This is a genomic window from Kitasatospora sp. NPDC049258 (assembly GCF_040678895.1).
Lineage (GTDB): Bacteria > Actinomycetota > Actinomycetes > Streptomycetales > Streptomycetaceae > Kitasatospora.
On record NZ_JBFAQT010000059.1, the window covers coordinates 20,985 to 33,054 of the forward strand.

Here is a 12,070-nt window from a genome sequence, read left to right on the forward strand (position 1 = left end):
CAGGGCGGGCGGGTCGGAACTCAGAGGTGCGAGTAGACGTCGTCGAGCGTCAGCCCGCGGGCGACCATCATCACCTGAAGGTGGTAGAGGAGCTGGGAGATCTCCTCGGCCGTCCGCTCGTCGGACTCGTGCTCGGCGGCCATCCAGACCTCGGCGGCCTCCTCGACGACCTTCTTGCCGATCGCATGGACGCCCTGCTGGACGAGCTGCGCGGTACGGGAGGACGAGGGGTCGCCGGTGGCGGCCTTCTGCTGGAGCTCGGAGAAGAGCTCCTCGAATGTCTTGGAAGCCATGATGAGCTCACCTTACGGCTTGCGGGCTGACCGACGGTAAACAGTTCCGCACAGTGGACAGTACGTTGGACACCCGCCGGCCGGCGCCCCGGCGGCCGGCGGGCGGCCCGTCACCGCCAGGGCTCGGAGACCGAGCGCAGCGCTGCGGCGGTGGCGACGGCGGCGGTGACCGCCTCGTGGCCCTTGTCCTCCGCCGAACCCGGCAGGCCCGCGCGGTCCAGGGCCTGCTGCTCGGTGTCGCAGGTCAGCACGCCGAAGCCGACCGGGACGCCGGTCTCCACGGCGACCTGGGTCAGGCCGAGGGTGGCGGCCTGGCAGACGTACTCGAAGTGCGGGGTGCCGCCGCGGATCACCACGCCGAGGGCGACCACGGCGTCGTAGCCGCGGCCGGCCAGCTGCTTGGCGGCGACCGGCAGTTCGAAGGTGCCCGGCACCCGGATCACGGTGGGCTCGTCGATGCCGAGCTCCTTGAGGGCCCGGTGGGCGCCGTCCAGTAGGCCGTTCATGACCTCGTCGTGCCACTGCGCGGCGATCACCGCGACCCGCAGGTCGGCGCAGTTCTTCAGGTTCAGCTCGGGGGCTCCGTGGCCGCTCACGTCTCTACTTCCTGTTCGCTCTGGTCGGGATGGTGGTGGGAGGGAGGGAGGCCGGTGCTCAGGCCTGGTCGTCGTCCAGCCAGGGCAGCTGGTGGCCCATCCGGTCGCGCTTGGTGCGCAGGTAGTCGAGGTTGTGCTCGCTGGTCCGGACGGCGAGCGGCCGGCGGCCCTTGACCTTGAGGCCGTGCTCGGTCAGCGCGGCCAGCTTGTCCGGGTTGTTGGTGAGCAGGGTCAGCGAGCGCACGCCCAGGTCGGCGAGGATCTGGGCGCCGATGCTGTAGTCGCGCCCGTCGGCGGGCAGGCCGAGGTCGAGGTTGGCGTCCACGGTGTCGCGGCCCTGCTCCTGGAGCTCGTAGGCGCGCAGCTTGTGCACCAGGCCGATGCCGCGGCCCTCGTGCCCGCGCAGGTAGAGCACCACGCCGCGGCCGGACTCGGCGACCTGCTGGAGCGAGGCCTGCAGCTGGGGCCCGCAGTCGCAGCGCAGCGAGCCGAACACGTCACCGGTCAGGCACTCCGAGTGCAGCCGGACCAGGACGTCCTCGCCCTCCGGCAGGCGCCCGTCGGCGTCCAGGCCGCCGGCCACCAGCGCCAGGTGCTCCACGCCGTCGATGGTGCCGCGGTAGCCGACCGCGGTGAACACGCCGTGCTCGGTGGGCAGCGCGGTGACCGCGGCCCGGTCGACGTGCAGTTCGGTGCGGCGGCGGTAGGCGATCAGGTCCTCGATCGAGATGATCGCCAGGCCGTGCTCGCGGGCGAAGACCACCAGCTCGGGCAGCCGGGCCATGGTGCCGTCGTCGTTGACCACCTCGGCGATCGCGCCGGCCGGGGCGAGGCCGGCCAGCCGGGCCAGGTCGACGGCGGCCTCGGTGTGGCCCGGGCGGACCAGCACCCCGCCCTCGACGGCGCGCAGCGGGAAGACGTGGCCGGGCCGGGTGAGGTCGGCCGGGCCGGTGCCGGCCGAGGCCAGCAGCCGGACGGTACGCGCCCGGTCGGCGGCCGAGATGCCGGTGGAGACGCCGTCCCTGGCGTCCACCGAGACGGTGTAGGCGGTGCCCTTGCGGTCCTCGTTGACCCGGGTCATCGGGGGCAGTTCGAGCCGGTCCGCCTCGTCGCCGGTCATCGGCACGCAGATCACGCCGGAGCTGTAGCGGATGGTGAAGGCCATCAGCTCGGGGGTGGCGGCGGAGGCCGCGAAGACGATGTCGCCCTCGTTCTCGCGGTCCTCGTCGTCCACCACGATCACCGGGCGGCCGAGGGCGATGTCGGCGATGGCGCGCTCGACCGGGTCGAGCACCGGCTCCTGGTCGATCTGGTCGGTGGTCATGCCGTAGCTCCCTGGGGGATGTCGGCGCCCGCGGGGCGCAGGGTGCGGCTGCGCAGCCACCAGGCGCGCAGGCCGAGCAGCACCAGCACGAAGTAGATGCTGTAGGTCAGGCCGGAGAAGGCGTAGCCGCCGTCGAAGGCGAGCGGGACGCCGACCACGTCGACGGCGATCCAGGCGAACCAGAACTCGATCCAGCCGCGGGCCTGGGCGTACATCGCGGCCAGCGTGCCGACGAAGATGTACGCGTCCGCCCACGGGTTCCAGGACCAGCTCGGGTTGGCCAGGTAGAGGCCGGCCAGCGCGACCGTGCCGGCGGCCAGCGCGCCGGCCAGCGCGGCCCGTTCGGGCCAGGAGGCGAACCGGACCGCGATCTCGCCGGCCGTGCGCCGCCCCCGCTGCCAGCGGGTCCAGCCCCAGGCCGCGGCGGCGATCACGATCACCTGCTTGCCGATCAGGCCGGGGTTGGGCGAGTCGCCGCCGAGGTAGGCGGCGATCAGCACCGCGCCGGAGAGCAGCTGGACCGGCCAGCTCCACACCGAGCGGCGCCAGCCGAGCGCGAGGCCGGCGAAGCCGAGCAGGTTGCCGATCATGTCCGCCCAGATCACGTGCTGGCCGAAGGCGGTGAAGGCGGTGCCGCCGAGCCAGTTCACGAGGCGTCCTTCGGGGCGAGCGCGGCGGGCAGGGTGCGGGTGTCGAGCAGCCGCTCGACGTACTTGGCCAGCACGTCCACCTCCAGGTTGACCGGATCGCCGACGGTCTTGGCGCCGAGCGTGGTCAGTGCGAGGGTGGCCGGGATGAGCGAGACGGTGAAGGAGTCGAGCGCGGCCTCGACCACGGTCAGGCTGACGCCGTCGACCGTGATCGAGCCCTTCTCCACCAGGTAGCGGGTGATGCTCTGCGGCAGCGAGAAGCGCAGCACCTCCCAGCGCGGGGTGCCGTCGGTGTCCAGGTCGCCGGGCTCGCGGGAGAGCAGGGTGCCGGTGGCGTCCACATGCCCCTGGACCAGGTGGCCGCCGAGCCGGGCGCCGAGCGACATCGCCCGCTCCAGGTTGACCCGGGAGCCCGGCCGCAGCACGCCGAGGCTGGAGCGGTGCAGCGTCTCGGCCATCACGTCGGCGCTGAACTCGCCGGTGCCCGCGGCCAGTTGCTCGGGGTTGTCGAGCACGGTCAGGCAGACGCCGTTGACCGCGATGGAGTCGCCGTGGCGGGCGTCGGAACAGACCACCGGGCCGCGCAGGCGGATACGCGAGGATTCGCCGATCTCCTCGATGGAGACGACCTCGCCGAGCTCTTCGATGATGCCGGTGAACACCCGGGTTCTCCTCGCGCTTGGGGCGCGGACTCCGGGGCGGCACATGGGAGATGACGCGGACAGCGGCACGACCGGGCTCCCCCTGGTCCGGCGTCGTCGCCGAACGAGAGCTCTCCTGTCGCACCTGCGGCACGGCACACGGACGAGCCGTGGCCACACCGATCCGCCGCGCACGCCTCCCATCCGGACTTTAACCGTCGGTCCAGGAATTTCACCTGGTCAACCGGCCGCTGGCTGCGGACGGGTCGCGGACTGTAACCGCCGGTTCGGATTTTCACCGACCCCGGAGTGCGCTGAACGTCACTACTACTACTGCCGTCATTCTGCCATGATCGACCGCTCGGTAGCAGACCTTTGTCATGTGGCCTGCTTCACTCGGCGATCGGCCGGTCACGGGAATAGCGCGGGGGTGGGCGGCAGACCGGGCACCGGCACCCGCACCGCGTGCAACTGCCCGGCGTGCGGGGAGAAGTCGCCGTCGGGGCCGGGGCGGCGGGCGGTGGTGATGTAGAGCGTGCGCAGGCCCTCGCCGCCGAAGGCGCAACTGGTCGGGTGCGGGACGCCGGTGGGCAGCACGGTGTCCAGGGTGCCGTCCGGCAGGTAGCGGTGCAGCGCGGCGCCGCCCCACAGGGCGACCCACAGCGCACCCTCGGCGTCGACGGCGAGACCGTCCGGGAAGCCGCCCTCGACGGCGGCCAGCGGGCGACGGGCCCGCAGCGAGCCGTCCGCGAGGTCGAAGTCGAACACGTCGATCCGACGGGTGGGGGTGTCGATCCAGTACATCCGGCTGCCGTCCGGGCTCCAGCCGAGGCCGTTGGAGATGCTCGCCCCGGGGATCACGGCGGTCGCGCTGCGGCCGTCCAGGCGGAACAGCGAGCCGCGTCCGGGCAGGCCCTCCGGGGCCATCGTGCCGAGCCAGATCCGGCCGGCCGGGTCGGTCTTGGCGTCGTTGCAGCGGCTGGCCTCGCCCAGCGGGACGGGGATCCCGGCCGCCTCCGCGGTCCCGGCCGTCCCGTCCAGCTCGGCCACCCGGTCGCCGAGGACGGCGGCCCAGCCGGTGACGGTGGGCAGGATCGCGCAGGCGGGCGGCGGGAGACGGAGGCTGGCGCCGTCGGTGCGGTGCACCAGGCCGGCCGGGATGTCCACCCAGCGCAGGGCGCCGGTGCGCTCGTCCCAGACCGGGCCCTCGCCCAGGTCGCTGATCCGGTCGTCGACGGGTTCGGGACGCACTGGGCGCGCTCCTGTGGCAGGGACGGCGGGCGACGCCGTCGACGGATCGGCGGGCCGCGCTCCCGCGCCCGCCCGGGAGCCGGCGCCCCCGCGGCGAAACTAGCAGAGCGGGCCGGCCGGTGACAGGCGTCGGGCCTGCGGCGGCAGGGGTTCCCACAAGATCGGCGGTCGGCTAGGTTGCCGGTACGTGACCACACCACCGCAGCCCCGCAGCCAGGTCTTCCACGCACTCGCCGCAACGGCCGTCCGCGACGACGCCGGGCTGCGCGAGCTGTACGAACCGCCGAGCGAACTGGTCCGGCACAAGGAGGTCGACCGGATCCACGAGGTCGCCCGGCAGGTGATCGGCCGGTCCTCGCTGATCTTCCTGGCCACCGCCGGCACCGACGGGAGCTGCGACGTGACCCCGCGCGGCGGGCCGCCCGGCTTCGTCGCCGTCCTGGACGAGTACACCCTGGCCATCCCCGACGCCACCGGCAACCGGCGGCTGGACTCGATGCACAACATCGTGACCACCGGCCGGGCCGGGCTGCTCTTCGTCATCCCCGGCCGCGAGGCCACCCTGCGGGTCAACGGCCGGGCCTGCGTGTCCACCGACCCCCGGCTGCTGGCGCAGCTGACCGCGGTCGGCAGACCGCCGCGCAGCGCGGTCGTGGTGGAGGCGGAGGAGGTCTACGGCCACTGCCCGAAGGCCTTCCTGCGCGGCTCCGCCTGGAAGCCGGAGAAGTGGCTCGCGGCGGACGCGGCACCCAGCTCGGCGGAGGTCACCCTCTCCCATCTCGGTGTCCCGGGGCTGACCTTGGAGCAGGTCCTGGCGGCCGAGGCGGAGTCACTGCTGCACCGCTACGAGTGAGCCGGGGCGGGACCCGCTACGAGTGAGCCGGGGCGGGAGCCGCTCCGGGCGAGCCGACTCCGAGCGGGAACCGCTCCCCCGCCCGGTAGCTGCACAGGGTGACGGCATCGGCCGTCCGCCCGACCAGGTGGACCCGGCCGAGCCCGCGGACCTCGGCCCGGCCGTCGGCGATCGAGAGCACGGTGTCCTCGTCGATGGCCACCCCCCGCTCGGCCGCGCCCCGGGCCACCGCCTCGATCAGCCGGGGCAGGGTGCCCCACTGCGCGGCGTGCACGTCGACCGCGAAGTCCACCAGGCCGAGCCCGTCCCGGACCTCCAGCTCCTCCAGGTCCTCGCCGGTCTCCTCGGGGCAGAGCGGAACGCCGTCGGCCAGCCAGCCGCCCACCACGGCGCGGCGGGCGGCGATCGCGGCGCCCGCGGAGAATCCGGCGTACGGGATCGGGCGGCGGGCCAGGTACGCGCGCAGCGGGACGGTGAGCGCGGCCTGGTAGGCGGGGGTGAGCCCACCGCAGACCAGCACCGCGTCGGCGGTGTCCAGTGCGGCCGCGTCCAGGGTGTCGCCGATCCGCACGGCGACCGGCACCGGGCGGCAGGGCGCCACCGCGCGCAACCGCTCGGCCCACTCGGCGAACTGCGCCGCCGCCTCGCCCTCGTCGATCAGCACGCAGGCCACCACCGGGTCCGCCCCGGCCGCCGCGAGCAGCGGCCCGTAGAGCGCCGGGAAGGCGGCCGGCGTGCGGCCGCCACCGATCAGCTGGACAGTGGTCATGCATCCCCCCGGGGTCGGCTCGAACCGGCGTACCGTACCAAGCGGGTGGCCGGTCCGGCGCCGGGATTTTCCGCGCCGGGATCTCCGCACCACGGCGGCCGCGCCCGGCCACGGTCAGCGCGCGAGCCCGAGGGTGCGGACCAGCTCGGCCCGGCCGCGGACCTGGTGGCGGCGGTAGAGCCTGGTCAGGTTGGCCTCGACCGCCTTGACCGACAGGTGCAGTGCGGCGGCGATCTCGCGGTTGGTCGCAACCTCCCGGAGCAGGCCGAGGATGTGCGGCTGCACCGGGGCGGCGTCGGCCGCGTACACCACCAGCTCGACGTCGGACTCGGCCGGCGCGGTGGCACCGCGTACGCTCCTGGCGCTGCCCACGGCGGTCCGCGCGGCCTCGGCGCGGGTGAGCTTCGGGGTCACGCGCGGCAGCACGAGCTTGCCCCGGTGGGCGAGGTCGCTGCCGGTGATCCGGCCGTCGGCGGCGCGGTGCACCACCAGGTCGCCGCCGACCACGGGCAGCCCGCGGTGGCTGCGGTCGTACCGGACGTGCCGGGCGCCGTCGCGGTCGATCTGCACGTCGCGGGCGGTCGACCGCTCGTCGGGGCCGAGGCCGAGGGCCTTGGCGGTGGCCGCCGTCTCTTGCTCGGCCGTCCGTAGCGCGGCGGCCCGGGCGTCCGGGGTCAGCGCCCTGGAGCCCGGGTCCGCGGCCGCCCTGGCCGGTGTGGGGGTACCGGCCAGAGCGGTGGTCCGGTGCGGGCGCTCGGCCCGGGTGGATCAGCTGGTGGCGTCGGGCGCCGGGTGGACCGGCTGGGCCGGCGCCTGGGTGCCGCGCTCGCTCAGGCCCTTCACGAACTTGACGATCAGCAGCACCGGCAGGATGAAGGCCTGGAAGAACATCCGGTACTCGCCGCCCTCGAAGATGAAACCGAGGTAGACCGCGTAGCCCAGGAAGGCCGCGCCGAACAGGCCGTTGAGGGCCCGCATGCCGCCGCTCTGACCCGCCGCGACGATCGCGAGCACGACCATGGCCAGGCCGCTGACGGCGAGCAGGACCACGTACCAGGAGAAAAGGGGCTCGGCAGTGAAATCGAGGTTCAAGAAGAATTCCCAGGTGAGGTGAGAGGAGAGACGATGCGCGACCCTAGCGGCTTCCGGTGGAATCCGCTCCACCGGGGCCCCGTCGGCATTCCGCCGGGCCAGGGGACAGCCCTGTGGCCGCGCCAGAATGCCACGTGACCCGCCCGTCCGGCCATGGAATATGCGCGGCGAGGAATGTCGCTTTGGGAGCGTATTACCGGTCTTTGACCGAATATCCGGCGAGAACTGTGCGCATCCTCCGGGCCGGGCGAAATCCCCGTCCGGCGGCGTGGCCGACGGGCCTTTCGTGGTGATCGTCCGTCAACCCGGGCCGCGCCAGGGGTCATCCGATCGGTGGGGCACCTGGCCCGCCGCGCCGCGCGGCGCCCCCGGCCGGGGATACTCCCTGCCGTGCGCATTCTGATCGCGACCGCCGGCTCCCGCGGCGACGTCGCTCCCTTCCTGGGCCTCGGCCGGCGGCTGGCGGCCGCCGGCCACCCGGTGGCGCTCGCCACCCACACCGGCTTCGAGCACCAAGTGCTGGCGGCCGGGCTGGAGTTCCGGCCGCTGCCGGTGGACCCGAGGGCGGAGCTGGCCGCCGAGCACGGGCAGCGGATGCTCCGGGCGGGCGGCGGGCCGCTGGCCATGGCCCACCTGCTGCGGATGGGCCGTCGCTTCATGCCGGAGCTCGCCCGGGGCGTGCTGGAGGCCGCGCGGCAGGGCACCGACCTGCTCCTGCTCTCCGCCCCCACCGCCCCCCTCGGGCAGGTCGCCGCCGAGGCGCTGGGCGTGCCGAGCGCCGGGCTGTACCTCCAACCACTCGACCCCACCGGCGAGTTCCTCCCGGTGATCGCCGGCACCACCCGCTCGCTGGGCCCCTGGGGCAACCGGGCCGCGGGCCGGGTGGCGGGCCTGACGGTCGACCGGCTGTACGCCCCGGCGGTCCGGGCCCTGCGCGCCCAGCTCGGGCTACCCCGGGCCTCCGCCGGCCGGCTGCGGCGCCGGTACGCCCGCGGCGGCTGGCCGGTCTTCCACGGCTTCTCCCCCACCGTCGTCCGCCGCCCGGCCGACTGGGCGCCCGCCGCCCGGATCAGCGGCTACTGGTGGCCCTACGAGGCCCCCGGCTGGCAGCCGCCGGAGCCCCTCCGCGCCTTCCTGGCCGCCGGCCCGCCACCGGTCTACGTCGGCTTCGGCAGCCTGGTGGTGGGCGACACGGAGCAGCTGGGCCGCACCGTCGGGGACGCGCTGCGGGCCGCCGGGGTGCGGGCGGTGGTCCAGCGCGGCTGGACCGGGCTGCGGGTGGAGGGGCCGGACGTGCTGACCGTCGACGAGGTCCCGCACTCCTGGCTCTTCCCCCGGATGGCCGCCGTGGTGCACCACTGCGGGGCCGGCACCACCGGCGCCGGTCTGCGCGCGGGCGTCCCGGCCGTACCGGTGCCCGCCCAGCTCGACGGCTCCTTCTGGGCCGCCCGGTTGACCGAACTCGGGGTCGGCCCTGAGCCGGTGCCACTGCGCCGGCTCACCGTCGGCCGGCTGGCCCAGGCGCTGCGGCGCGCGGTGGACGACCCGGGCCACCGGCAGCGCGCCGAGCGGCTCGCCGCCCGCCTCGCGGCCGAGGACGGCGCCGCGGACGTGCTGCGCTTCGTGGCGCGGGCGGCCGCGGCGGGCCCCGCCGGCACCTAGACCCTCACCCGCGGCATCGGCGGCGCGCCCTCAATCCTTCGGCGGGAAAAGTGCGTTGACGTACTAGCGGCGGTGGGAGATCATCGCTGCTCATGCTTCAACGTGAGATGTGGGACGACCGGACCGCTCGGAGCTATGACACCCCCGGGGCGGGCATGTTCGCGCCCGCGGTGCTCGGGCCGGCGGTGGACCGGCTCGTGGAGCTCGCCGGGGGCGGGCGGGCACTGGAATTCGCCATCGGGACCGGGCGGGTGGCAGTGCCGCTCGCCGAGCGCGGCGTCCCGGTCAGCGGCATCGAGCTGTCGGAGCCGATGATCGATCGGCTCCGCACCAAGGCGGACGCGGCCGTCCCGGTCGTCGTCGGCGACATGGCCACCGCCCGGGTGCCGGGCGAGTTCCAGCTCGTCTACCTGGTCTACAACACCATCTCCAACCTGCTCACGCAGGCCGAGCAGGTCGCCTGCTTCCGGAACGCCGCACGCCACCTGGCACCCGGCGGCCGATTCGTCATCGAGCTGTGGGTCCCCGAACTCCGCAAGCTGCCGCCGGGCCACCTCGGGCTCGACACCTACGACGTGCTGCGCCAGCAGGTCGTCTCGCACCACGTCCGGTTCGACCCCGAGGGCGGCCGCGAGGCCCGGCTGTCCCGCAGCCCGCACCGGTACATCTGGCCGGCCGAACTCGACCTGATGGCCGAACTGGCCGGCATGACACCGGAGTCCCGGCACGCCGACTGGACGGGAGGGGAGTTCACCGCGGAGTCGCGCTCCCACGTCTCGGTCTACCGCACGGCCGGCCCACGCTGACCCGACGGGCCCGACGGCCCCGACGGCCCCGGGCCGCCTAGTCCGGCAGCAGCAGGTTGACGTCCCCGAACTCGTGCCAGAGGTAGCGGCCGGCGACCGCCTCGGCGTAGCAGCGCTCCAGCAGCGGCAGGCCCGCGACCGCGGCCAGCATCAGCAGGTGCGAGGCCTGCGGCTCGTGCCAGCCGGTCAGCAGGCCGTCGACCGCCCGGACGCCGCGCTCGGGGGTCACCACCAGCTCGGTCCAGCCCGCGGCCGGCCGCAGCCGCCCGTCCGGGGCGACCGCCGACTCCAGCGCCCGCACCACCGTGGTCCCGACCGCGATCACCCGGCCACCGCCGGCCCGGACGTGCCCGACCAGCCCAGCGGTGGCCGCCGGGACCAGGAACCGCTCGGCGTACGGCGTCTCGTGCGCCTCCGGCGAAGCCACCCCGGTGTGCAGCGTGACCGGCGCGACCAGGATGCCGCGGGCGGCCAGCCGGGCCACCGTACCGGCGGTGAACGGCCGTGCCGCGCTGGGCATCTCGCTGCTCCCGGGCTCGGCCGCGAACACCGTCCGGTACGCCTCGATCGGCCACTCGCGGTCGACGTAGCCGTAACGGATCGCCCGCCCGTACCGGCCGAGGTAGCCGATCACCCCATCTACCCCGTCGACCCCGTCGGGGAGGGCGAGCCGGGCGTGCCACAGCCTCGGGGTGTGCGGGGCGGTCAGTTCCGCGCGGGCGCCGCCCGGCAGCTCGATCCGCAGACCGGCCCGGGCGGGTGAACTGCCCGGCGGGAAGTACTCGGCGGCGCCGGCCGCCGGGCGGCGGAGCTCGACCAGGTGGTGGCCGAGCGGATCCGGCCGGGCGGTGGACAGGTGCAGCACCACCGCGCCGCCCGCCGGCAACCGTCCGGGGAGCGCGGCCGGCACGGTGGCGGAGTTGTTGACCACCAACAGATCGCCCGGGCGCAGCAGTTCGGGCAGCTCGTGGAAGTACCGGTGCTCGGTGTCCAGGGTGTCGCGGTGGCCGACCAGCATCCGGACGCCGTCCCTGGTGAGCCCGCGGGCCTCGGCGGGGGCGCGGGCGGACAGCTCCGGGGGCACCGACACGTCCAGGGCGCCCGGGCCCTCGGTGGCGACGGACATCTCACTCACCGTCCGCGAGCAGACCGGCGGCGCTGTAGCGGCCGGAGGCGGGGCGGCTCTCCAGCAGGCCGAGGAAGGCGGGCACCACGGTGATCGGCAGCGGCCGGTCCGAGATGTCCTCGCCGGGGAAGGCCTCCTGGTGCATCCGGGTCCGCAGGTCGCCCGGGTCGACGCTCCAGACCCGGATCAGCGGCTCCTCCCGGCCGAGCACCGCCGAGGCCTGGTCCAGGGCCGCCTTGCTGGCGCCGTAGGCACCCCAGCCGGAGTAGGCCTCCACGGCGGCGTCGGAGCTGAGGTTGACCACCGCCCCGCCCCGCGCGCGCAACTGCGGCAGCAGCAGCTGGGTGAGCACCAGCGGACCGAGGACGTTGACCTCGAAGGTCTCCAGCAGTGCGGCCTTCGGGTGCTCGGCGAGCGGCGGCAGTGGGGTGCCGGCCAGCTCGTAGCCGGTCAGCGTGGAGGCGTTGTTGACCAGCAGTGAGGCGCCGCCGAGGGTGGCGGCGGCATCGGCGATCCGCTCCCGGTGCTGGTCGTCGACCACCGATCCGGCGAGCGCGACCACCTTGCCGTGGGCGGCCAGCTCGGCTTCGGCGGCGGCCAGCTCGGCCTGGTGGCGGGCGGTGACCACGAGCTGCCAGCCCCGGATGGCGAGGGCGCGGGCCAGTTCGAGGCCGAGGCCCCGGGAGGCCCCGGTGACGACGGCGACCCGGGCGGTGTTCTGCGTCTCGTTCATGCCCCGAGCCTGCCTCCCGGCAGGCCCCCGGCAGATCGGCCGTGGGCCGCGACCGCCCAGGGCCCTTGGTCCTAGGCCCTGTCCTCGGTCGGGGTACGGCGATGGGCCCGCCCCCGGGGTGGGGGCGGGCCCTGTCGCGTGCTGGGTGTTACTTGGTGAGGCCGGCCTTGACCGAGCAGACCGGCCAGGCGCCGGGGCCCTGGGCGGCGAGGACCTTCTCGGCGACGGCGATCTGCTGCGCCTTGCTGGCCAGGTTGGCCTGCGGGGCGTAGGA

15 protein-coding genes and 1 riboswitch are annotated in these 12,070 nt (G+C 74.8%); of the genes, 3 read left to right on the top strand and 12 right to left on the bottom strand.

Annotated features, from left to right (window positions below; translation table 11 throughout):
- Positions 1-20: 20 nt before the first annotated feature.
- From AB0K43_RS29790 to AB0K43_RS29815, 6 genes are all read right to left on the bottom strand, one after another.
- Positions 21-293: a phosphoribosyl-ATP diphosphatase gene (locus AB0K43_RS29790; RefSeq protein WP_363645215.1), complete on the bottom strand. Its 273-nt coding sequence runs from the start codon at positions 291-293 to the stop codon at positions 21-23.
- 110 nt (positions 294-403) lie between these two features.
- Positions 404-889, bottom strand: a complete 486-nt coding sequence (ribH, locus tag AB0K43_RS29795) for a 6,7-dimethyl-8-ribityllumazine synthase (RefSeq protein WP_363645217.1) — start codon at positions 887-889, stop codon at positions 404-406.
- Positions 890-947: 58 nt separating this feature from the next.
- Positions 948-2,213, bottom strand: a complete 1,266-nt coding sequence (locus tag AB0K43_RS29800; RefSeq protein ID WP_363645219.1) for a bifunctional 3,4-dihydroxy-2-butanone-4-phosphate synthase/GTP cyclohydrolase II — start codon at positions 2,211-2,213, stop codon at positions 948-950.
- Positions 2,210-2,803 (bottom strand): nicotinamide mononucleotide transporter family protein, encoded by a 594-nt coding sequence (locus tag AB0K43_RS29805; RefSeq protein WP_363645243.1) that lies wholly within the window; start codon positions 2,801-2,803, stop codon positions 2,210-2,212. The genes AB0K43_RS29800 and AB0K43_RS29805 overlap by 4 nt, the downstream gene beginning before the upstream one ends.
- 56 nt (positions 2,804-2,859) lie before the next feature.
- The gene (locus AB0K43_RS29810; protein ID WP_363645221.1) at positions 2,860-3,525 is read right to left on the bottom strand and encodes a riboflavin synthase; all 666 of its coding nucleotides are present in this window, start codon (positions 3,523-3,525) and stop codon (positions 2,860-2,862) included.
- A 167-nt stretch (positions 3,526-3,692) separates the two neighbouring features.
- Positions 3,693-3,820: riboswitch (FMN riboswitch) on the bottom strand.
- A 95-nt stretch (positions 3,821-3,915) separates the two neighbouring features.
- A complete protein-coding gene (locus AB0K43_RS29815; RefSeq protein WP_363645223.1) occupies positions 3,916-4,755 on the bottom strand; it encodes an SMP-30/gluconolactonase/LRE family protein in 840 nt (279 codons plus the stop codon).
- Positions 4,756-4,942: 187 nt separating this feature from the next.
- Between AB0K43_RS29815 and AB0K43_RS29820 the strand changes: the two genes are divergently transcribed.
- Positions 4,943-5,608, top strand: a complete 666-nt coding sequence (locus tag AB0K43_RS29820; protein ID WP_363645225.1) for an MSMEG_1061 family FMN-dependent PPOX-type flavoprotein — start codon at positions 4,943-4,945, stop codon at positions 5,606-5,608.
- Positions 5,609-5,624: 16 nt separating this feature from the next.
- Here AB0K43_RS29820 and AB0K43_RS29825 read toward each other — a convergent pair whose 3' ends face one another.
- The 3 genes from AB0K43_RS29825 to AB0K43_RS29835 form a co-directional block, all read right to left on the bottom strand.
- On the bottom strand, positions 5,625-6,377 hold the full coding sequence (locus AB0K43_RS29825; protein ID WP_363645227.1) for a Type 1 glutamine amidotransferase-like domain-containing protein: 753 nt from the start codon (positions 6,375-6,377) through the stop codon (positions 5,625-5,627).
- A 114-nt stretch (positions 6,378-6,491) separates the two neighbouring features.
- Positions 6,492-6,947: a LuxR C-terminal-related transcriptional regulator gene (locus AB0K43_RS29830; RefSeq protein ID WP_363645229.1), complete on the bottom strand. Its 456-nt coding sequence runs from the start codon at positions 6,945-6,947 to the stop codon at positions 6,492-6,494.
- Between the two features lie 198 nt (positions 6,948-7,145).
- Entirely contained in the window at positions 7,146-7,469 is a 324-nt protein-coding gene (locus AB0K43_RS29835) for a hypothetical protein (protein WP_363645231.1), read from the bottom strand.
- Positions 7,470-7,859: 390 nt separating this feature from the next.
- Between AB0K43_RS29835 and AB0K43_RS29840 the strand changes: the two genes are divergently transcribed.
- Both AB0K43_RS29840 and AB0K43_RS29845 read left to right on the top strand, forming a co-directional pair.
- Positions 7,860-9,131: a glycosyltransferase gene (locus AB0K43_RS29840; protein ID WP_363645233.1), complete on the top strand. Its 1,272-nt coding sequence runs from the start codon at positions 7,860-7,862 to the stop codon at positions 9,129-9,131.
- A 92-nt stretch (positions 9,132-9,223) separates the two neighbouring features.
- The gene (locus AB0K43_RS29845) at positions 9,224-9,937 is read left to right on the top strand and encodes a class I SAM-dependent methyltransferase (RefSeq protein WP_363645235.1); all 714 of its coding nucleotides are present in this window, start codon (positions 9,224-9,226) and stop codon (positions 9,935-9,937) included.
- 37 nt (positions 9,938-9,974) lie between these two features.
- On the opposite strand, the gene AB0K43_RS29850 is transcribed toward AB0K43_RS29845, so the two are convergent.
- From AB0K43_RS29850 to AB0K43_RS29860, 3 genes are all read right to left on the bottom strand, one after another.
- Positions 9,975-11,063: an S-adenosylmethionine:tRNA ribosyltransferase-isomerase gene (locus AB0K43_RS29850; protein WP_363645237.1), complete on the bottom strand. Its 1,089-nt coding sequence runs from the start codon at positions 11,061-11,063 to the stop codon at positions 9,975-9,977.
- Between the two features lies 1 nt (position 11,064).
- Positions 11,065-11,796 carry an SDR family oxidoreductase gene (locus tag AB0K43_RS29855; RefSeq protein ID WP_363645239.1) on the bottom strand — a complete coding sequence of 244 codons (732 nt, stop codon included), beginning with the start codon at positions 11,794-11,796 and terminating at the stop codon, positions 11,065-11,067.
- Between the two features lie 148 nt (positions 11,797-11,944).
- Positions 11,945-12,070, bottom strand: a 126-nt coding sequence (locus AB0K43_RS29860) for a transglycosylase family protein (RefSeq protein ID WP_363645245.1), incomplete at its 5' end; no start/stop codon positions are given.